The organism is Pedobacter sp. B4419 (genome assembly GCF_059693725.1).
Genome location: NZ_JCASSL010000002.1, coordinates 77,393 through 97,645, shown reverse-complemented (window position 1 = coordinate 97,645; position 20,253 = coordinate 77,393). Strand labels below are relative to the sequence as shown.

Below are 20,253 nucleotides of genomic sequence, written 5' to 3'. Positions count from 1 at the left end.
CGATCCAAGTAACCAAGATGGGTTTCATCCTTAATTTTTATAAGTTATTCGATAAATCACTCGATGAAAAATGATTTAAGATATAGTTTTCCATTTCTGTATCTGACGCAGAAGTGTTGGCAGTTTGGCCTTCTTGCAAATGCTCGATGATTACACTTTCATCAATGTCATACAGCATCTGTTCGCTGGCTAATTCAATTTTACGGTCTTGCTTAAGGGTATACTGTTGGTTCAGATATAATCCAGAAGCGGTTAATACGATAAAGCAGGCGGCCGAAACATATTTCATGAAATCAGACTGCCATAACTTGAATACTTTTGGCTTTGGTTGGCTTGCTCCTGTAGTTTGACTCAGGATATTGGCCTGCAGTTTTTCAAAATAGCCTTCTGGTGTTTTAAAGCCATCTGCTGCTGCCAAGGTTTGGAGCTGATCTACTGCAATACGATCTTCGATCTGCATGGCCAAATCCTCAAAATAATTTTGAGGAACGGTAAAGCCCTGATCTTCTTTTTGCATCAAACCATCTACAAAAACCGATTGGTTGATATGCAATTGCAAGTGGTCAAAATAATTATCCGGCACACGATATGGCGTAGTTCTAGGCAAGCTGGCTAAAAATGCTGCTTCCTTTTCCCATTCCATATTTTCATTGTCTTTCATTGTCTTTTCTCGGTTATGAATCTATCATGTGTTTTAATCGAAATTCATGATAATTTCATCATTTTTATTCATCACGTATTATTGATGGTTTTTATTGCAAAAGGTTTAATGCCTTAATCTTCATTTAATAAAATAGTTTCTATTTTTTTTACGGCGATGTGGAAAGATGCTTTCAAAGCCCCAACGCTGGTGCCCAAAACTTCCGATATTTCGTCGTATTTCATGTCATCGAAATACTTCATGTTAAAAATAAGGCGTTGTTTTTCTGGTAGTCTTAAAACGGCTTCCTGTAGCTTGCGCTGGATTTTATCGCCATCAAAATAACTAGATGAGGCCAGGCTTTCTGCCAATTCGCTGCCCACTTCGTCTAAAGAGACGTTGTTTTTCAGTTTTTTCTTATTCAGAAAGGTAATGCATTCGTTGGTAGCAATTCTGTAGATCCAAGTGTAGAGCTGGGAATCGCTGCGGAAGTTGCCCAGGTTCTTCCATACCTTTACAAAGGATTCCTGTACCAGGTCATCGGCATCATCATGGTCTATAATCAGTCTGCGGATGTGCCAGTATATTTTTTGCTGATATTTTTGGAGGAGCAAGTTGAAAGCCTCATTCCGTGTTTTTTCAACACCAAACTTTTGCAGTATTTCTGAGTCTTCAACTTGTTTCATTCAATGCTATAATTGACGGTTCGGTATTTGGCAAATGTGTTAATTTGTTTAATTTACCATAAAGGCACAAAGTTCACAAAGATTATTTTCTTTATGCGCTTTGTGCCTTCACCAAATCTTTATAATTAGGCTTTTCTTTTGATTACTTTTTGAGCAGCAGCTACGATATCAGCTGGATCCAATTTGTACTTGGTCATTAACTGATCTGGCGTAGCACTTTCGCCAAAACTATCGTTTACGGCAACAAACTCTTGTGGCGTTGGCAACTCGGTAGTTAACAAACGGGCAACGCTTTCGCCTAAGCCTCCATATTTGTTGTGTTCTTCGCAGGTTACCACACATCCGGTTTTCTTTACCGATTTTAGAATGGCTTCTTCGTCTAAAGGTTTAATGGTGTGGATATTTATAATTTCCGCATCAATGCCCAATTCGGCCAATTTCTCGCCAGCTTCAATTGCTCTCCAAACCATATGGCCGGTAGCGATGATCGTAACGTCTGTACCTTCGTTTACCATCCAGGCTTTTCCGATTTCGAATTTCTGATCGGCAGGAGTAAAAACAGGAATAACCGGACGACCGAAACGCAGGTAAACCGGACCTTCATGCTCCATGATGGCTAAAGTTGCTGCTTTGGTTTGGTTGTAATCGCAAGGATTGATCACGACCATGCCCGGCAACATTTTCATCAGGCCAATATCTTCTAAAATCTGGTGGGTTGCGCCGTCTTCGCCTAAAGTTAGGCCAGCGTGCGAAGCACAGATTTTTACGTTTTTACCCGAATAGGCAATAGATTGACGAATTTGGTCGTAAACCCTGCCGGTAGAAAAGTTGGCAAAAGTGCCGGTAAAAGGAATTTTGCCTCCAATGGTCATGCCTGCGGCAATGCCCATCATATTGGCTTCTGCAATACCTACTTGTACAAATCGCTCAGGGAAATCATTGGCGAAATCGTCCATTTTTAGCGAGCCTTTTAAATCGGCACAAAGGGCAACTACATTTTCATTGCGTTTGCCTGCTTCATGCAGTCCTGCTCCAAAACCTGAACGTGTATCTTTTTTTTCGGTGTATGTGTATTTTTTCATTTTATGAGTATAGTGTTCGGCGTATTGCGTATTGCGATTTAATCTCTCTACGCATTTCTCAATACGCCATACGAATTAATAATCTCCAAGAGTTTCTTTTAACTGGGCCAAAGCAACTTCTAACTGTGCATCGCTTGGCGCAGAACCGTGCCATTTGTGGGTGCCCACCATAAAATCAACGCCATAGCCCATTTGGGTACTCATTAAGTTTAAGATTGGCTTGCCTTTTCCGGTTAGGGATTTGGCATAATGCAAGGCTTTGGTAATCTGCTCCATGTCGTTGCCGTCGGAAGTAATTACATGCCAGCCAAAGGCTTCGAATTTTGCTTGAAGATTTTCTAATGAAAGTACTTTCTCGGTCGGACCATCAATTTGTTGGCCGTTGTAATCGATACTGGCAATCAGGTTGTCTACTTTGTGGAAAGGAGCAAACATGAACGCTTCCCAGTTTTGTCCCTCTTGAAGCTCGCCATCGCCTTGCAACGTGTAAACCAATGATTTATCGCCATCTAGTTTTTTGCTTAGGGCTGCACCGATTGCTACAGATAAGCCTTGGCCTAAAGAGCCAGAAGCTACGCGAATGCCAGGCAGGCCTTCGTGGGTAGTGGGGTGACCTTGTAACCTAGAGTCTAGTTTTCTGAAAGTTGCCAGTTCGCTTACTTCAAAGTAACCAGATCTTGCCAACACGCTATACCAAACAGGCGAAATATGCCCGTTTGAAAGGAAAAATAAATCTTCGCCAGCACCATCCATGCTAAACTTTGGCGAGTGGTTCAATACCTCATAATATAATGCGGTAAAGAAATCGGCACAGCCCAATGAGGCGCCCGGGTGGCCAGATTGAACGGCATGTACCATTCTAAGCACATCTCTTCTTACTTGCGAGGCAATGTCTTCTAGTTCACTAATTGTATGTTTCATTAAAGTATAATTGTTATTGTAACAAAGGTAATGGGATTTATGGTTGCTAAGGTAAAAATCTTTAGCTAAATAACAGGAGTTGAGGGTTAAAAGTTAGGGGTTAAAAGTTTAAAGTTCAAAGTCGAAAATTTGAAACCGAGAACTGTAAACTATTTCTCTAGCAGGGCCAGCACTTGTGCTGTTGGACTCTTGGTATCTACCTTGGCAATCACATGTTCGATTTTGCCTTCTTCGTCTATTACAAAGGTAGTACGGTTGGTGCCCATATACTTTTTGCCGTACATGTTTTTCTCGCCCCAAACGCCATAAGCCTCTACAATTGCTTTGTCGGTATCGGCCAATAAGGTAAATGGCAGGCTGTGTTTGTTGATGAATTTTTGGTGCGATTTTTCATCGTCTACACTTACGCCAAGCACCTCGATGCCCTTGGCTTTTAAACCTTGGTAGTTGTCCCTAAAATCGCAGGCCTCGGCCGTACAGCCTGGCGTATCATCTTTCGGATAAAAATAAAGCACTACTTTTTGTCCTTTAAACTGATCTAGAGAAACCGTGTTTCCGTTTTGGTCTTTCGAAGTAAATTGTGGAGCTTGATCTCCAGTTTGAAGTGTAGCCATTTTTTTATTATTAGTTGTCAGTTACCAGTTGTGAATTTTTAGTTACTAGTTTTCAGTTACTAGTTATCAGTTACCAGTTTTCAGTTGTCAGTTGTGAGTTTTCGGTTAACAATTTAGCAATTAACCCATGCACTCACTTATCATCCTGAACGCAGTGAAGGATCTATATTCGAAACAGATTCCTCCTTCGTGGGAATGACAAACTTGCTATCTCGTAAATTCACTCGCATAACGTTTCACGTTGCCTTTCATATCTTCAACAAGCAGTTCGAAACTATGTTTGCCGGGAGCTGTTCTTTCGTCGAAGCTATGCCAGAGGCTTGCCGATTTGGTATCAAATTCCATCAATATCCATTTGCCGTCAATATAGCCATTAAAACTTTTAATTCCCGAAAGGTTGTCGCTAATCCTGAAGCTCATTTTACTTAACTCAGACATATTCTTGCCATTGGCGATATTTACCGGAATGATGTTAGGGGCAATGGTATCGATGGCGATAAAGAAGCTGCCAAAGTTGCGTGGCGTTGCTTTCACATAGCCGTTTTCAAAAAAGCCACCTTGCGATGAGCGGTTGGCGTTAACAATCAGGGCCTTGTTTTGGTATTTGTTCAGGCTGCTATCGGCTTTGATCCAAATTTCAAAACCAATATGCAATGGCGTTTGGTTATTCTGTACCTGATGAATAGCCGAGAATGCATTTTGCTGTGGCCTAGGCAGTTTTTTATAGCTAAAATTCAAGTCGTTATACAAGGTGCCTTTTGGCAGGATGATCTTCACTTCATCGCCATTGTATTCGTTTGTTTTGTTATAGGGAAACTGGATGCCAGCCGGCAGGGCAGGAGTGTTGATTACCGCTTTGGCATCGGCCAATACATTAAACAGCAAAGTGCTTTTATTGCCTTTCGAATCGGTAATGGTATACTTCATTTCGTGGAGTTTGCCATCATTAAAAGTAATACGACCATTGTTCACCAAGTTGCTATAAATCTGTAGCGGGTTTCCCGGATCGACAAAGCTTTTTTGGATGCTTTTCTTTAGGTTGAGAAATGCCGGATAGTCTATATGCGAATTAATGGCTTTACTGTTATCGAAGCTGAACCTTTCTAGGGCTGAAGTGTAGATCAGGCTGCCATCTAATTCCAGCTGGATGGAATAAACGCCATTAAGACCCGAAGCGCCATTGTGCTTGTCGGTGGTGATGATGCCAAAGCCTACTTCGCCATTGAGGTGGATGGTGCTTACTTTGTTGAGGTTATATTTGCCGTTGCCACCTACTACCTGAAAATATTGCTTGGGCGTAAATTCGTTAAAAGGCTTCCCGTTCAGGCGGTATACGTACATGGAATAGATTACCGGAGGGATGTCATCTGGGATTTGGATGCCCAGCAACTGGGGATTGATGGTGGCTTCGGTTTTGCTGTCGCGCAGCTCAAAATGCAGGTGAGGGCCTCCAGAGCTTCCGGTATTGCCAGAGTAGGCTATGATTTCGCCTTTGCGTACCGGAATGAAATCTGCATTAGGGAATTCGTCTATTTCGTAGGATTTGTTTTTGTATTGGATGGTTTTTACCTGTTGGGCAATTTTAGGGCTGAAACGCGACAAGTGTCCATAAACAGAAGTGAAGCCATTGGGATGGTTAATGTACAAGGCCAATCCAAAACCGCTGTTCTGCACACGCAACCTCGAAATGTAGCCATCGGCAGTGGCATAAACCGGATAGCCAATGCGTTGATTGGTGCGGAAATCGATGCCCGAATGAAAGTGGTTTGCCCTGAGCTCGCCAAAAGAACCTGCCAAAGCGGGAGGCACAATATCCAACGGTGGCCTGAAATCGGTTAAGGTATAAACGTTGTTGCTAAAAATCTGTTGCGCGTTAGTGTGTAGACCCAAACAACTGCATAAAAGTATAAAATAGAATGATTTGGGGCCATTCAGGCCAAATAGGTTTTTCAAAGGAAGCATCGGTCTTATTTGATTTGGAAATTGAGTAATTGTTTGCCTTGGAGCCAGGCTTCCAGCTGGTCGCCTTGCTTAACCTGGCCAACGCCCTCGGGTGTCCCCGTAAAAATCAGATCGCCTTTTTTGAGGGTAATGTACTGCGATACAAAGGAAATAATCCGCTCAAAAGAAAACAGCAAATTGCTGGTATGGCCATTTTGACGGGTTTCTTTGTTGATTTGCAACTCAAATTGCAATTGGTATAGGTCGCCAAAATCGGCTTTTGGCATAAATTGACTAATGGCTGCAGAGTTGTCGAAGGCTTTGGCCAATTCCCAAGGCAGTCCTTTTTCTTTATGTTCGCTTTGGATGTCGCGTGCAGTAAAATCAATACCCAAACCAATTTCGTCGTAATAGTTCGCCGCAAACTTTTCGGCAATGTGCTTGCCTTCCTTGCAGATTTTTAAAACCACTTCAAGCTCGTAATGGATGTCTGACGAAAAATCGGGAATATAAAATGGTTTATTGTCTTTTAAAACAGCCGTATCGGGTTTCAAGAATATAATGGGCTTTGTTGGAACGGCATTGTTCAATTCCTTGGCGTGTGCGGCATAATTGCGGCCAATGGCAATAATCTTCATAAAAATATGTTTTGTTTTATCGATTACAAATTTGCACAAGCATTTGATGGTAAACAGGTGCAAGTTTCACTTAATTTATTTTTGATGTCCAAATTTTGAGTTTCTCCAGGTTGCTAACAACGCTTTTTCCTTGGCGGTATCAATGGTTATGATATTAACAGTAAATGCTTTTTGGTCAAAAAGCCTGCTATAGATCAACCAATGCATAACGGTGCCATTTCGGTAGTCGACACTAATTTTGAAGGTATGAAATTTAAGTTCATCAATCGTTTCTTCAGTACTAGCCGAATCCAATATATTGCCTGGAGGATTTTTAAGGGTTTCAAATATCATTTTGTTCACTGCTGTAAATGATTTCGAATAATCGCCTTTAAGGGTATGGTCATATGGTTCGTAAAGCGCTTCAAAATAATTAAACTGGTCGTTTTTAAACAGGAAAATGTTTTCGCCTTTAAATTCAACCCCGTCTTTGTATTTTTCTCTGAGCTTGCTTGCGGCTTGTTCCTGCTTGCTCATTCTTTCAGTTTTGCCTACCTCCTCAAATTGATCAGGAATGGCAATGGTCCAGTCGAATTCTTTATTGTAGACTTCTCTCTTTTTGGCCTGTTCGGTTTGCTTAGGGGGCGGAGGCGATGGTTGGTTGCAGCTGAGCAGTACCAATGAAATTATAAGCAATGATAGAAGTTTCATTTTGTCGCTTTTGGATATAAGTATATGATTAGACCAGCGAGAACGGCTATTGCTTCAAAAGTAAGAAAGAATAGAGAATTATAATACCGAAATCTTTTTAACAACCTGTTCGCCGCTAACCACTATCCTCAAAAAATAGATGCCGGCATTTAATTTGTTCGGAATGGTATAGGTTTTGGTCTGTTCGCCAGCAGTGGTACGTTCATTGGCCAATACCAATACATCATTGCCCAAAAGGTCGGTAATCTTAATCGAAAGCATGGTTTCGCGGTCTAAACGCAAGCTGATGTTCAATTGTTCATTAACCGGATTTGGATATACTTTGAGTACCGTCAGGATTTTTCCGCCCGATTTTATAGCGGCAGCTGGACTTGAATTGTTACTTGAAATGTTGAAAGATGGCTTGTAAGGCTGGATATTAGCCTTGATTTGGGGTACACGGCTTACCGCTTTGGTTTTAGGCTTTAGCGTAATTCGGGTGCTGTCTATTTTTTGGGCAAAAGCAGCATTACTCATCAACGCTACTATGCAAAAGGTACATAGTACGCTCAGGGAGAACGCTATTTTTGTCTTCAAATTCATCTTAACTGCTGGCAAAAATATAAATAATTAAACAAAGAAATCAAACATTTTGTTGAGTAAATCAATATTTAACAATATTTAACACCCTTGTTTTTTGATATTTTTTTGACTTTTCACTGTGTGGGATTTGGCTGAAAAATATTATGGAGTTAATCACAATTATTTAATTAATTTTGCGTCTCAATTTTGCAAGTATCAAGTCATAAAATTTAGCAAGTGTCAAGTCATAAAAATGTGAATGCCCTTACCGCGGGCGGTGTTTTGGTTAGTTTAGGGATTGTGTTCGGCGATATAGGAACGTCTCCATTATATACCCTAAAAGCTATTTTTAAAATCGCAAAGGAAATTGCAACAAGACAGGAGACACCGTTTGTAATCGATTCGGGCCTGGTGCTGGGCGCTCTGTCCTGTATCATTTGGACATTGACCTTGCAAACTACCATAAAGTATGTAATCATTACCTTAAGGGCAGACAATAAAGGGGAGGGTGGTATATTTTCGCTCTACTCGTTGGTAAGGAAAAAGGCCAAATGGCTGGTTATTCCGGCCATTATCGGAGGAGCAGCATTGTTGGCCGATGGGATGATTACACCCAGTATTACGGTAACGTCGGCCATCGAAGGATTGAAACTCCAGTTTCCTTCCGTTCAGGTCGTTCCTATTGTATTGGCCATTATTACCGCACTTTTTATCATTCAGCAATTTGGAACCAACCTGGTAGGCAGGCTTTTCGGACCTATTATGTTTTTATGGTTCGCTGCCTTGGGCGTATGTGGCTTGGGACAAATTATCCACGATCCCACCATTTTTAAGGCTTTAAATCCTTATTATGCCATCAGGTTATTAATTGACCATCCAGAGGCCTTGGCATTGCTAGGTGGTGTATTTCTGTGTACAACTGGGGCCGAAGCCTTGTATTCTGATTTGGGCCATTGTGGCAAGAACAATATTCGTGTGAGCTGGATTTTTGTGAAGCTGATGCTCATTTTTAACTATTTGGGACAAGGCGTATGGATCTTGAAAAACCCTAATTACGATCCTCATATCATCAACCCGTTTTTCCAGTTGGTACCAGAAAGCCTGGTCATTTATATGGTGGCATTGGCAACAACCGCTGCCGTAATTGCTTCGCAGGCCATGATCAGTGGCTCTTTTACGCTGATATCAGAAGCTGTGAGGCTAAACTTATGGCCGAAAGTGAGGATCAACTATCCAAGTGTACAAAAAGGGCAGTTGTACGTTCCTTCTATCAATTGGTTGCTTTGCGTTGGTTGTATCGTCATTGTGTTGGTTTTCCGAAGATCGGATGATATGGAAGGTGCCTATGGTTTGGCCATTAACCTCACCTTTTTAATGACCACCGTTTTGGTTGCCGTTTACATGCTAAGGAAGAAGTTTCCTAAATATATCATTGTGATATTTGTTTCGGTTTATGCCTTGATTGAGCTGTCGTTCCTAGTGGGCAACATGTCTAAATTTATACATGGAGGTTGGGTAACCTTGTTAATCAGTATGGCATTGCTCAGCGTAATGTGGACTTGGTACAACTCTAGAAAAATCAAAAACAGATTTGTAAAATACGTTGAGATTGAGGATTACTATACCATCCTTAACGAGCTGAGCAATGACGAATCTGTTCCCAAATATTCATCGCAATTGGTGTACCTAACCAGTGCAAACTTCAAGACAGAAATCGAGTCGAAGATCATTTACTCCATCATCCAAAAAGAACCAAAACGTGCCGATGTGTATTGGCTGGTGCACGTTGACGTAATGGATGAGCCTTATACCATGGATTACAAGGTAGAGTTCTTGATCCCGGGTAAGCTGATCAGGATAGATTTCAAACTCGGATTTAGGATTGAGCAACGCGTAAATCTGCTTTACCGCAAAGTGGTAGAAGAATTGGTGAAGAATGGCGAGGTAGATATTACCAGCCAATACAAATCATTAAACAGGCATAAAATAGCGGGCGATTTCCGTTTCGTACTTTTAGAAAAACACTTGTCTAAATTCAGCAACTTGAGTTTTTACGAGCAAACCATTATGGATTACTACTTTATCCTAAAGCGTTTAAGCTTGTCGGAAGAAAGCAGTTTTGGTTTGGATTCAAGCTATGTAGATGTGGAAAAAGTACCGCTGATCTTTGTAACGCCAGATGACATCGAACTGAACCGATTGGCGGTTTAACGTTTTTCAGTTGTCAGTTTGCATGCGACCAGGCCTAACAGAAGAGGCAGTTGTTTATAAACCCGATAGGATTGATCCCGATTTTACATCGGGAGAAAGGACAGCGGGGACTAACAATCAAATGGAACACTGCCTTTGCTTTCCCATAAAACAACCTGGTGCAACTGTGCAAAAATACTTGTCTTTTTTTGAGCGCAATGTTTGCTGCCACTATTAAAGGCAGTCCAGCTTTTCGCTATATCTTTTTGGCCTTTGATGGGCAAAAAAGGATGTCGCTTCAATCTGGGCTATTTGACTTAGGCTTTGTGAACAAGTTGACAGGGACTAAGCCATTTTCCTTAAATATTTGCTGAAAACGTTGGTGTAGTTGTCGTCAAAGCCAACTGACGTGATCTCCTTGAACCTGATTTTTGTGGGTTCTTCATCAAGGTAGCCTTCAGGATTAAAATTATTGATGAGCACGCTCTTCTTTTTTACTTTGATGACGGGGCCAATTTTAAAGAAGAAATGTTTATCACTTTCGTTCTCCACCTTACAGTTCAAGCCAATTTCTCGAATAGAATTAAAGATGGTTTGCAAACTGTCTAGGTCTATTTTAAATGTATTTTTAACTTGGTCTTTCAGCCCCTCTGCCTCTAACATGTAATCCATGTATTTATCGTAATCATTATTCCTTATTTTGACGATCGATCTGATTGGAAGTACGCATAGGCCATCTAACGTAATATCTCCAACTTCTCTTACCAATACAAAATCGTCTGAATAGTCTAAAACATAACCATCGGTCAGCTGGTAGGGCTTTTTGTCAATTAGTCTTTTGATCCTGCAAAGGGCTTTTTCTTTTTTATGAAAGGCAAGTTTTTCAAAGATGGTCATAGGCTAGGTGGTTGTGGCTTTGCCCAATTTACTGTGCCTAAAGCCATAAGCAAAATACACGATTAACCCTACTACCAACCAAATTCCAAAGCCAATCCAGTTAGAGATACCCAGCTCGCACATCATGTACAAACAGCTGATCAGTCCCAATACGGGGATAAGGGAAAGGTTTTTGGTTACGCAAAGATAAGCGATAACAACGCAGATGATCAAGAAAATCCACATCGGAATCTTATGCTTGAACAATGACCAGCCGCTTTCGTATTTCTTCTCGAAAGAAATAGAAGATTTGGCCATAAAATCGGTGTATTGTGCAGGCGTTAAACTGTTTAAATAAGCTTCGGCATCAATTTTTTTACCCTGCAATACTACTGGGCTTGCGCTGATTTCTTTTTTAACCGTCTCTAGTTCCTGTTCGGTTAATGAGGTAATAAAGGCAACAGGCCCGTTTACTTTTGTTTCATTGGTTACAAAAGCCATGGTTTCTGGCTTAAACTTGGTAAAAGCCAAAGCCAAAACGGCAATAAAAGCCAAAGGGATAATAAATTTAGAGTTCACATAAGGAATTCTGAATTTGCCACGCTGTACATCGGGTTTATTCTGCAATACCAAAACACCTGCACAAACCAACACAAAGGCAAACAACGTACCTATAGAGCACAGATCGGTTACGATAGTGAGGTTCATGAACAAGGATGGAATGGCTACCACAAAACCTACTACAATAGTGGCAAACGAAGGCGTTTTATATTTAGGGTGGATTTTAGAAAATGATTTTGGCAACAAGCCGTCGCGGCTCATGCTCATCCAGATGCGTGGCTGGCCCATTTGAAATACCAACAGCACACTCGCCATGGCAAAAACAGCACTTACGGCAATGATTCCGCTCATGAGCTTCAGGTCGATCTGATCAAAAACAAAGGCCAGAGGATCGCCAACGGCTAAAGTATCAGACCTTACAATACCGGTGAGCACCAAGGCAATGGCAATGTAAAGAATGGTACAGATGATGATGGCCCACATCATGCCTCGCGGCAAATCCCGTTGCGGATTTTTGCATTCTTCAGCCGTGGTTGAAATGGCATCGAAACCTATATAGGCAAAGAAAACCGCCGAAACACCTTTCAATACGCCCGATACGCCATTAGGTGCAAAAGGGTTCCAATTTTTAGTATCGACATAAAACACGCCTACGGCTAAAACCAATAAGATAACAGCTAGTTTAACTACCACCATGGCATTGCTGGCGTTTCTTGATTCTTTCATACCGCGGTAAATCAGCCAGGTGATGAAGATGATAATGCCTAATGCCGGTAAATCAGCTACCAAATGAAAACCTCCGATTTGTGGCGCTGTAGTCCATGCATGGCTGGCAATACGGGTGGCATCGTCTAAATTGGCCAAGCTTTTGCCTGCTCCCAAGAGCGCCTCGGCATGTTTGTGGCCATTCAAAGCTGATAGGTAATCCATAGTAGCCCAATCTGGAATATTGATGCCGTTTTCTATGCCCAAGGCCGGTATTCGTATGGAGGAGAGGAGACCCGTAAAATAATCTGACCAGGAAATGGCTACGGTAATATTGCCAATGGCATATTCCATAATGAGCGACCAGCCGATGATCCAAGCGACCAGCTCGCCAAAAGCTACGTAAGAATAAGTATAAGCGCTGCCCGAAACCGGCACCATCGAAGCGAACTCGGCATAGGCAAAAGCTGCAAAACTACAGGCAACTGCGGTAAAAATAAACAAGAAGATCACTGCGGGACCACCATCGGCACTAGCCTTGCCAATGGTACTAAAAATGCCTGCACCAATAATGGCTGCGATACCAAAGGCAGTTAAATCTCTTACACCTAAGGTTTTGTGGAGCGAATCGCCATGATCGCCGTAGCCTTTTGCCGCATCTTCTAGAATTTTACTAATAGACTTCTTCCTGAATAGTTTTTCGAACATTTGTTGCTAGTTGTTTTCCCAAACATAAAAAAATATGCCTTAAATAAGAAGGGTTTGTACAATAAGGTTACACTAAACCTTTGCCTTGCTATTTTATGTTGCCTTTCTGTGGTACAGATGCCCTATTTGAGGCATAGCTCTGGTTTATTAATGCGAATAAATACAATTGGTTTAAAAGGGCCGACTATAAATTTTCTGGTAAAAAAATTAGTTAATTTAAAGTATTGTTATAACTTTATAAGAACAAAAATTATCCGATAATTAAAGTCTTAGGGTAAAATGGGCCTAACTGCGGGTATGGCACTTCATAACCAATTTAAATTATAGCACATAGATGACTTAGCAAGCTGATATGTAACATAATTGTTTATTGTTTATAAAACCAAATTTAAAAAAGATGAGAAAATCGGATTCAAAATTCCATGCCTTGAAGCAAGGCGAATTACTTACCCGCAATCAAATGAAAAACGTATTAGGTGGAGCCAACAACGAATCGGTGATTTGCATGATTGCCCTATGCTCAGGCACCGATCAAAATGGTGACTATTTTGACGGATTATGCGAGAGGAACTGCGACTGTGTATCTGGAAGCCAGGTTGCGCCTAATGCATGCGGTGGATGGTAATCCTACTTAAAATCCAACCAACAAAAATCTAAAACATTAAGAAAGCAGCGTGAGTAATCATGTTGCTTTTTTCATTGGCTTATTGAGGATTAGTTGATTGTCAAATTGAATTGCTAACTCATAACAGACAGCTCACAACTGGTAACTAAAAACTCACCTGATCCTGCCTTCTTCTGCAGTAGCGCCAGTCTGCCTGTCTCTGGCCGATTTCACGTTGCTATTGCCAAAAACATAGTTCAAACTCAACCTGAATATATTGCTTTCCTATTTTTAACAAGATTTTGCAAATGACCAATTTGGCTTTGTGTTGCAGGGCTATTTTGTAAACTGGTAAAGCTGATGACGCAACAAGTAGCTCGCCGATTGATAGTAGGAAATGGCTTCGTTGGTTAAAACGGGCGAAGACTTTAATGGAGTGGTAGCAAAGGTAACAGTATCTACTTTAAATGCTTCTACCTTTTGCTGAGGCGATAAGATGATCAGTTGGTCTCCCTTTAAATAGCCCAGGTTCTGATAAGTGCTGATAAATGCCCTGCGCTGTTCGGTGGGTGTATGGAATAGGTCAAAGCCAAAGAATTTAGAGGTGTAGCTTACATTTAAAAGCCCCAACAAGGTTGGCGGAATATCTATTTGTGAACTTAGTCCCTTAAAAGTAGCAGGTTTGATGATGGCAGGTGCATAAACGATCATCGGAATGCGGTAATTTTTAATGGGAAGTTCGGTTTTTCCGGCACTTGAGGCACAATGGTCGGCCACGATTACAAATATGGTATTCTTGAACCAAGGCTTGTTTCTGCTGTCGTTAATGAACTTACCAATGGCATAATCGGTATATTTTACCGCACCTTCTCTACCTATATGTGATGGAATATCGATCCTGCCGTCAGGATAGGTAAAGGGCCTGTGGTTGGAGGTCGTCATCACCTGACTAAAGAATGGTTTATGGAGCTTGTAATCGGCATCGAAGGTTTTGCCAGCTAGGGTAAAAAGATCTTCATCGGCAACACCCCAGATGTTTTCGTAATGAATGTCTTTTTTATTGGTAATGGCCGAACGATCGATCACCTGATAGCCATTGTTACCAAAGAAATAGTTCATATTGTCGAAATAGCCATAACCGCCATAAATAAATTGCGTAGTGTAGCCTTTGCTTTTGAGGATGCTGCCCAAAGAAAACTTATCCTCGTTATTGGGCCTTTTTACTACCGATTGGCCTGGAGTAGGAGGCAAACTGATAGATAATGCTTCTAGCCCACGCACGGTTCTGGTACCGGTTGCAAAAAGATGATCGAAAAATAGCCCTCGATTGGCCAAGCTGTCGAGGTTTGGGGTAATGTGTTGGGTATTGCCAAACCTGGATAAGAAATCGCCACTTAGGCTCTCTACGCTGATCAAAACCAGGTTGTAGTTGTTAGGCACGCCCGGGTAATTGATTTTTCTGGTAACGGATACTGTCGAATCATTCAAGAATTGGCTGTTTTCGCTAGCCAATGCTTTTCTCACCGTGCTGAAGATTTCTTTAACCGATTCCTTGGCATAGAACTGATCATAATCCAATTCGTTATGGAAAAAGGCGGCGCCAAAATCATAAATCCCATTGCCCGAAAGCTCTGAAGCATATTGGTTTTTGCTGAATTTTTTAGCGCCATTGCTCCCCAGCAACCAAACAAATACTGGTAATAGCAATAAAATAAGTGTAATCAGGCTTCTTTTTTTAAAGCGATAGCTTTCGGTACCGTTGTTTTTGATGTGTTTCTTGTTAAAAATCAGTACCAAGCTGCTGCAAACAAAAATGCCGATGAGCAAAGGAACGATTGGGTAGGATTGCCAGATGTTACCGATCACCTCTGTGGTATAGATGAGGTAATCTACCGCAATAAAATTGTAACGGGTTGAAAACTCGTCCCAAAAAAGCCATTCAGAAACCGCATTGAACAATAATAAGTTAATGGTTAAGAAACAGAGACCATAATTGATCAAACGGAACCACTTTTTAGAATAGAGCTTATTCGGAACCAGCCAAAGGTAAAGCACGAAAGGAATTAAAAAGAAGGTGCTCATTAGCGTGTCGTTCAGCCATCCGATTATGAAAATCCCCAAAAACTGAAAAGGATTGGCATCTAATTGGCGAAAGGACGCAATCAGCAAAGCCAATCGGGTTAAAAACGAAACAGAAAGGATAAACAGGTAAATAAAAACCAATAGTCGGTACCGACTGGCCAACAGCTTTTTAAGCATGAATACAATGCATTTGGTAATTGATGCATCAAAACTACCTTTCAATTCTGAAGAAATTCTGAACATAAAAAAGCAGGACGGTCAATCGCCCTGCTTTTTTTTTGATACAATCGTCCTGCTGAATCCAGTCAGGATGACGCGTCGTTATTATCCCAGCTTATTCAATTCGTCTTTTACAAAATTGGCCAATTCCTTCACGTAGCTTGCGCTAAAGTCGAATTTAATACCAGCGGTTTCGTAAATCTCGTTCATCGGTTTGGTATAGCCCAAAGCCAATGCATCGAGGTATTGTGCTAAAGCCTTTTCTGGATTTTCCTTGTAGTTTTTCCAAACGGCAATGGCACCTAATTGGGCAATAGCGTATTCGATGTAGTAAAATGGCACTTCGAACAAATGTAATTGCTTTTGCCACAGGTTGCCAAACTGCTGATCGAAACCTGTCCAATCGGCAAAACCGGCACCAAAGCGGGCATAAATTTGTTTAAAGGCAGTTTCTCTATCGGCAGCATTATGACCCGGATTGGTATAGATCCAATGCTGAAACTGATCGATTACCGCAACCCAAGGCAAGGTTTTCAATACATCGGCTAATTGTTCTTTCTTGGCACGAAGTAGGTCTTCTTCATTGTCGAAATAAACGTCCCAATTGTCCATAGAAATCAATTCCATGCTCATCGATGCCAGTTCGGCCACCTCTGCCGGACAATGCTTAAAATCGTTCAGTTCTAAATCGGCTGTTAAAAAGGTATGGATGGCATGGCCACCTTCGTGTACCATCGTTGTCAAATCTCTCAGCGAGTTGGCCGAGTTCATGAAGATAAACGGCGCCCCAGTTTCGGCCAAAGGATAGTTGTAGCCACCTGGAGCCTTGCCCATTCTGCTTTCAACATCAAAAAGCTTGTTGGCTTTCATAATAGCCAATTTTTCGCCCAGTGATGGGTTGATGGCTGCAAAACAGTCGATACTTTTGTCAATGAGCTCCTGGCCATTGTTGAACGGCTTAAGCGCAGGCTTGCCACTGGTGCTTACCTCCATATCCCATGGCTTAAGTTCGTCTAAACCTAGGGCATCGCGTCTTTTATCGGCCTGTTCTCTCAAAACAGGCACCACTTCTTGCTCAATGGCTTCGGCAAAATCGTAGCAGTCTTTTGGCGTATAGTCAAAACGTCCCAAAGCTTGGAACATGTAGTCGCGGTAGTTTTCAAAACCAGCATTCAGCGCTACCTTATGACGCATGGCTACCAGTTCGTCAAAAAGAATGTTCAACTCGTCTTTGGCTACCAGGCGACGTTGCTGGATAGTTTCCCAGGCATTTTGCCTCACCTCGCGGTTAGTGTCTTTCAAGAAATTGGCCGCTTGCTCCAACGTATACTCCTGATCGTTGATCTGTACGCTCATCGCTCCGGTAATGCCTTGATATTTTTGTTGCGTTACCTGCAATTGGGTAAAAAGCTCGATATTTTCTTCTCTAAAAAGCTCAAGCGCCTTTTTTACCGCACGGATGTAAACGAAGTACTTGTCTTTATCTAATTGATCAATAAAAGGGCTGTCGTTAAATTTTTTGTTCAGCTCGTTGGCAATAGGCGAAATCTTAGGCTCGATTTCGGTGGCAAAATATTGGAAATCCTTCACCAGGCCTTCATTGGCCGTATCGCAGCTCATTTTAATGTAGCGCCAGGCAAAATCTTCTTCCAAAGCGGCCTCAAGCTCGCTTTTATCGCGCAGCCACTGCTCCAATTCCTCTTCATTGTTGATTTCCCTTTTTAAAAGTTCATCAAATAGGGGTGCAAGATTGTCCCATTCGATTTTTAAATCTTGGGGAATATATGTTCTAGTTTTTTTGTTTATTGTTAAATCTTTCATTTCAGATTTGATTAGGTAATGTTGTGGTTTCTATTTAAGCCCGAAAATATTTTCATAGCTCACATAGTCTTTTCGGCCAATTGCAAATAGCAGATTGCCGTTTTCGTCTTTGATCACGCCCAGGCTTTCGTTGCTTGCTATCGGAAAATGGATTTCGTATTTCCTGCCGTCGCCAAGTACGATGCCATAGGTTTCTACTCCGTTTTCGGTTTTAACCGAGTTTTGGGTATAGTCGAACTTTTTGCTTTTTCCGGTACTGTCGCTTATCGTGAAACTTTTGGCTTCAAAATTTATTTTAGCTTTTTCTCCTTGTGTATCAGTGGCTTTCCATTCGCCTCTGTAGGTATCAGATCCGCTGCAGGCAATCAGTATGCTTACAAAGAATGCGATCGATAAAAGAACAAGTTTTTTCATGTTTTAGTATGGCTTATTTTAGAAGGCTGCGTTATGATCTGGTTCTCAAAAATGCGTCAAGCAAAAAGCAAAGCGCAAAAATTACCGATGCAAATCCATTGGTAGTGGCAAATGCACGGTCTACCTTGCTGATATCCGTTGGCTTAACCAACAGGTGCTGATAGATGAGCATCGCACAGAAAAACACAACGCCAATGTAATATACCCAGCTCAGCTCAGCATAAAACAAAGGCATAATTACACAGGCAGCCGATAGCACATGCAGTACCACCGATAAACTCAATGCATTTTTGATGCCAATTGCGGCAGGGATGGAGTGTAGTTTTTGTTCGCGGTCGAAATCTTCGTCTTGCAGGGCATAAATAATGTCGAATCCGCTTACCCAAAACAATACAGCAAACGAATAAAACAAGGGTACGATATTAAATTGACCGGTTACTGCAATATAGGCGCCAATAGGGGCGAGGGATAGGCCTAAACCCAAAACCAAGTGGCACAAGGCCGTAAAACGCTTGGTATAGCTATAAAAAAGCACCACAAATAAAGCTACTGGCGATAAATAGAAGCACAATTTATTGATGAAAAACGTAGCTGCGATAAAGAGCACGCAATTGATGATCACAAACAAGAAAGCTTCGTTTGCCGAAACACGTCCGGCAGGGATGTCCCGCATTTGCGTACGTGGATTTTTGGCATCGATGTTTCTGTCGAGGTAACGGTTAAAGGCCATGGCCGCGTTGCGGGCAAATACCATGCATAAGATAACCAATGCCAACAAGTACCAGTGAAATGGATTTTGGGTGGTAGTTACGCCCAAAAAGAAGCCGATCATGGCAAAAGGCATTGCAAAAATAGAGTGGGCAAATAAAACAAGCGAAAAATATTTTTTCATTTTTAGGGTATACTTGTAAAGTCAGGCGATTAATCTAGCCGTTAATTATTGGTTTTTTTAAGGTTAATTTTTAGTAATTTGTTGAATTTCAATTAGTTGATTTTTAATTAAAATCTATTCAAAAATAAGGTTTTATTTTCGAAGAATGCAGAAAATTATCTTCCGAAATGACTGAGGTAATTTTAATATCTTTGCTTTCGTTTCTGCTGCTGATTAAAATGAATTTAATAAGAAAAACCCTAAGCTTTGGCTTGCTTGCTGTGCTATTGTTGACCAGCTGTACAAAAAAAATCGACTTCAGTGTAATTGATGGATCTAAGAAACCTGAAAACGGAGACAAGGAGCCCACTGTAACCTATTACCTTACTTATAAGGTAGATGGCGTTGCAGTTAGTGCCAAAGAAGTTACGGCTGTTCGAGACATCGCTTCAACACCTCGAGCATTGGTCATCACCGCAAATGCAGGGAGCGGAAAGAATCCAAAATTTAAGTTCAGCTCTAAGGAATCGTTTATTGGATTTGTAGCTGGATTGAATATGGGCCTTGACTCTTACAGCTATGATACAAACTATATAGAATTTACTGATGCATCAGGTAAGCTTTTTTCAACAGAAAATGAAGATGAAGGAATGCATCTTTTCTTTTCAAGTGTGTCCTATACCAATGGGGGGACGATCACTGGTATATTCAGTGGCCAAGTCAAAAACGACAAAGGTTCAATTGTACAGCTTACCGAAGGAAAATTTAATGTGAAATTCAGCAATTAATATTTAGCCTTCCTTAGGTTCAAATATTGGCATCACAAAATCCTGGTTCACTTCGTCTATAAAGCCCAGCACCATTTCCCTGCCCTGTTTTTTCTCTGATGAGGTAATAAAAAACGAAGGCAGTTCTTCGAACCATTGCTGCAAAGCCTTGTTGAACTTGGCTACATTTTGATCTGTTTTTGGTGCAGATTGCTTATCGGCCTTGGTATAAACCAATGCAAACGGAATGCCACACTCGCCCAGCCAGCAACAGAATTCAAGATCGATCTGTTGTGGATCCAACCTGCTGTCTATCAGTACAAAAACACATTGCAGGTTTTCTCTTTTGGTCAAGTAGTTCCTGATGAATTTTTCCCATTTTTCCCTGCTGCTTTTCGATACTTTGGCATAGCCGTAACCCGGTAAATCTACAATATACCATTTCTCATTAATCAAAAAGTGGTTGATGAGTTGGGTTTTTCCTGGTCTTTGAGAGGTTTTGGCAAGTCCGGGTTGGCTTACCAGCATATTGATCAATGACGATTTGCCTACGTTAGAACGCCCAATAAAAGCATATTCGGGTCTATCTGGAGCAGGCAGGGCCGAAACCTTGGTATTGCTAACAACAAATGTGGCTGATTTTATAATCATGCTACAAAGGT

General features: G+C 41.4%; 19 protein-coding genes. 3 read left to right on the top strand and 16 right to left on the bottom strand.

Annotation, left to right across the window (positions count from 1 at the left end):
• Positions 1–37: 37 nt before the first annotated feature.
• The 9 genes from AC570H_RS12030 to AC570H_RS11990 all read right to left on the bottom strand — a co-directional run bounded on the left by AC570H_RS12030 (position 38) and on the right by AC570H_RS11990 (position 7,728).
• The gene (locus tag AC570H_RS12030; protein ID WP_497355101.1) at positions 38–661 is read right to left on the bottom strand and encodes a hypothetical protein; all 624 of its coding nucleotides are present in this window, start codon (positions 659–661) and stop codon (positions 38–40) included.
• A 113-nt stretch (positions 662–774) separates the two neighbouring features.
• On the bottom strand, positions 775–1,326 hold the full coding sequence (locus tag AC570H_RS12025) for an RNA polymerase sigma factor (protein ID WP_497355099.1): 552 nt from the start codon (positions 1,324–1,326) through the stop codon (positions 775–777).
• Positions 1,327–1,451: 125 nt separating this feature from the next.
• The gene (locus AC570H_RS12020; RefSeq protein ID WP_497355097.1) at positions 1,452–2,408 is read right to left on the bottom strand and encodes a transketolase family protein; all 957 of its coding nucleotides are present in this window, start codon (positions 2,406–2,408) and stop codon (positions 1,452–1,454) included.
• Between the two features lie 75 nt (positions 2,409–2,483).
• Complete coding sequence (locus AC570H_RS12015) at positions 2,484–3,329, bottom strand: transketolase (RefSeq protein ID WP_497355095.1); 846 nt, start codon at positions 3,327–3,329, stop codon at positions 2,484–2,486.
• Positions 3,330–3,478: 149 nt separating this feature from the next.
• A complete protein-coding gene (bcp, locus tag AC570H_RS12010; protein WP_497355093.1) occupies positions 3,479–3,943 on the bottom strand; it encodes a thioredoxin-dependent thiol peroxidase in 465 nt (154 codons plus the stop codon).
• Between the two features lie 207 nt (positions 3,944–4,150).
• Positions 4,151–5,905: a M23 family metallopeptidase gene (locus tag AC570H_RS12005; protein ID WP_497355091.1), complete on the bottom strand. Its 1,755-nt coding sequence runs from the start codon at positions 5,903–5,905 to the stop codon at positions 4,151–4,153.
• A 5-nt stretch (positions 5,906–5,910) separates the two neighbouring features.
• Entirely contained in the window at positions 5,911–6,522 is a 612-nt protein-coding gene (locus AC570H_RS12000; protein WP_497355089.1) for a fumarylacetoacetate hydrolase family protein, read from the bottom strand.
• Between the two features lie 75 nt (positions 6,523–6,597).
• Positions 6,598–7,212: a hypothetical protein gene (locus AC570H_RS11995; RefSeq protein ID WP_497355087.1), complete on the bottom strand. Its 615-nt coding sequence runs from the start codon at positions 7,210–7,212 to the stop codon at positions 6,598–6,600.
• Positions 7,213–7,290: 78 nt separating this feature from the next.
• Positions 7,291–7,728, bottom strand: coding sequence for a T9SS type A sorting domain-containing protein (locus AC570H_RS11990; RefSeq protein ID WP_497355085.1), 438 nt, complete (start codon positions 7,726–7,728; stop codon positions 7,291–7,293).
• 282 nt (positions 7,729–8,010) lie between these two features.
• Here AC570H_RS11990 and AC570H_RS11985 point away from each other — a divergent pair, with 282 nt between their 5' ends.
• On the top strand, positions 8,011–9,984 hold the full coding sequence (locus AC570H_RS11985; protein WP_497355083.1) for a KUP/HAK/KT family potassium transporter: 1,974 nt from the start codon (positions 8,011–8,013) through the stop codon (positions 9,982–9,984).
• Between the two features lie 324 nt (positions 9,985–10,308).
• On the opposite strand, the gene AC570H_RS11980 is transcribed toward AC570H_RS11985, so the two are convergent.
• Entirely contained in the window at positions 10,309–10,860 is a 552-nt protein-coding gene (locus tag AC570H_RS11980) for a hypothetical protein (protein ID WP_497355081.1), read from the bottom strand.
• A 3-nt stretch (positions 10,861–10,863) separates the two neighbouring features.
• Positions 10,864–12,813: an amino acid permease gene (locus AC570H_RS11975; protein ID WP_497355079.1), complete on the bottom strand. Its 1,950-nt coding sequence runs from the start codon at positions 12,811–12,813 to the stop codon at positions 10,864–10,866.
• Positions 12,814–13,210: 397 nt separating this feature from the next.
• On the opposite strand from AC570H_RS11975, the gene AC570H_RS11970 reads away from it, so the two are divergent.
• Positions 13,211–13,438, top strand: coding sequence for a hypothetical protein (locus AC570H_RS11970; protein WP_497355077.1), 228 nt, complete (start codon positions 13,211–13,213; stop codon positions 13,436–13,438).
• Positions 13,439–13,753: 315 nt separating this feature from the next.
• Here the strand turns inward: AC570H_RS11970 and AC570H_RS11965 are convergent, their stop codons facing one another.
• The 4 genes from AC570H_RS11965 to AC570H_RS11950 all read right to left on the bottom strand — a co-directional run bounded on the left by AC570H_RS11965 (position 13,754) and on the right by AC570H_RS11950 (position 18,845).
• Positions 13,754–15,742 carry an LTA synthase family protein gene (locus AC570H_RS11965; protein WP_497355075.1) on the bottom strand — a complete coding sequence of 663 codons (1,989 nt, stop codon included), beginning with the start codon at positions 15,740–15,742 and terminating at the stop codon, positions 13,754–13,756.
• Positions 15,743–15,823: 81 nt separating this feature from the next.
• The gene (locus tag AC570H_RS11960) at positions 15,824–17,539 is read right to left on the bottom strand and encodes a M3 family oligoendopeptidase (protein ID WP_497355073.1); all 1,716 of its coding nucleotides are present in this window, start codon (positions 17,537–17,539) and stop codon (positions 15,824–15,826) included.
• A gap of 30 nt (positions 17,540–17,569) precedes the next feature.
• Complete coding sequence (locus tag AC570H_RS11955; RefSeq protein ID WP_497355071.1) at positions 17,570–17,953, bottom strand: hypothetical protein; 384 nt, start codon at positions 17,951–17,953, stop codon at positions 17,570–17,572.
• Positions 17,954–17,984: 31 nt separating this feature from the next.
• Positions 17,985–18,845: a UbiA-like polyprenyltransferase gene (locus AC570H_RS11950; protein ID WP_497355069.1), complete on the bottom strand. Its 861-nt coding sequence runs from the start codon at positions 18,843–18,845 to the stop codon at positions 17,985–17,987.
• 218 nt (positions 18,846–19,063) lie between these two features.
• On the opposite strand from AC570H_RS11950, the gene AC570H_RS11945 reads away from it, so the two are divergent.
• Positions 19,064–19,612 carry a hypothetical protein gene (locus AC570H_RS11945; protein WP_497355067.1) on the top strand — a complete coding sequence of 183 codons (549 nt, stop codon included), beginning with the start codon at positions 19,064–19,066 and terminating at the stop codon, positions 19,610–19,612.
• A 3-nt stretch (positions 19,613–19,615) separates the two neighbouring features.
• On the opposite strand, the gene yihA is transcribed toward AC570H_RS11945, so the two are convergent.
• A complete protein-coding gene (yihA, locus tag AC570H_RS11940) occupies positions 19,616–20,242 on the bottom strand; it encodes a ribosome biogenesis GTP-binding protein YihA/YsxC (protein WP_497355065.1) in 627 nt (208 codons plus the stop codon).
• Positions 20,243–20,253 lie beyond the last annotated feature (11 nt).

Bases quoted from the DNA above. Each gene is read 5' to 3' on its own strand.
- AC570H_RS12030 (WP_497355101.1), bottom strand. From the start codon at position 661: ATGAAAGACAATGAAAATATGGAATGGGAAAAGGAAGCAGCATTTTTA.
- AC570H_RS12025 (WP_497355099.1), bottom strand. From the start codon at position 1,326: ATGAAACAAGTTGAAGACTCAGAAATACTGCAAAAGTTTGGTGTTGAA.
- AC570H_RS12020 (WP_497355097.1), bottom strand. From the start codon at position 2,408: ATGAAAAAATACACATACACCGAAAAAAAAGATACACGTTCAGGTTTT.
- AC570H_RS12015 (WP_497355095.1), bottom strand. From the start codon at position 3,329: ATGAAACATACAATTAGTGAACTAGAAGACATTGCCTCGCAAGTAAGA.
- bcp (WP_497355093.1), bottom strand. From the start codon at position 3,943: ATGGCTACACTTCAAACTGGAGATCAAGCTCCACAATTTACTTCGAAA.
- AC570H_RS12005 (WP_497355091.1), bottom strand. From the start codon at position 5,905: ATGCTTCCTTTGAAAAACCTATTTGGCCTGAATGGCCCCAAATCATTC.
- AC570H_RS12000 (WP_497355089.1), bottom strand. From the start codon at position 6,522: ATGAAGATTATTGCCATTGGCCGCAATTATGCCGCACACGCCAAGGAA.
- AC570H_RS11995 (WP_497355087.1), bottom strand. From the start codon at position 7,212: ATGAAACTTCTATCATTGCTTATAATTTCATTGGTACTGCTCAGCTGC.
- AC570H_RS11990 (WP_497355085.1), bottom strand. From the start codon at position 7,728: ATGAGTAATGCTGCTTTTGCCCAAAAAATAGACAGCACCCGAATTACG.
- AC570H_RS11980 (WP_497355081.1), bottom strand. From the start codon at position 10,860: ATGACCATCTTTGAAAAACTTGCCTTTCATAAAAAAGAAAAAGCCCTT.
- AC570H_RS11975 (WP_497355079.1), bottom strand. From the start codon at position 12,813: ATGTTCGAAAAACTATTCAGGAAGAAGTCTATTAGTAAAATTCTAGAA.
- AC570H_RS11970 (WP_497355077.1), top strand. From the start codon at position 13,211: ATGAGAAAATCGGATTCAAAATTCCATGCCTTGAAGCAAGGCGAATTA.
- AC570H_RS11965 (WP_497355075.1), bottom strand. From the start codon at position 15,742: ATGTTCAGAATTTCTTCAGAATTGAAAGGTAGTTTTGATGCATCAATT.
- AC570H_RS11960 (WP_497355073.1), bottom strand. From the start codon at position 17,539: ATGAAAGATTTAACAATAAACAAAAAAACTAGAACATATATTCCCCAA.
- AC570H_RS11955 (WP_497355071.1), bottom strand. From the start codon at position 17,953: ATGAAAAAACTTGTTCTTTTATCGATCGCATTCTTTGTAAGCATACTG.
- AC570H_RS11950 (WP_497355069.1), bottom strand. From the start codon at position 18,845: ATGAAAAAATATTTTTCGCTTGTTTTATTTGCCCACTCTATTTTTGCA.
- AC570H_RS11945 (WP_497355067.1), top strand. From the start codon at position 19,064: ATGAATTTAATAAGAAAAACCCTAAGCTTTGGCTTGCTTGCTGTGCTA.
- yihA (WP_497355065.1), bottom strand. From the start codon at position 20,242: ATGATTATAAAATCAGCCACATTTGTTGTTAGCAATACCAAGGTTTCG.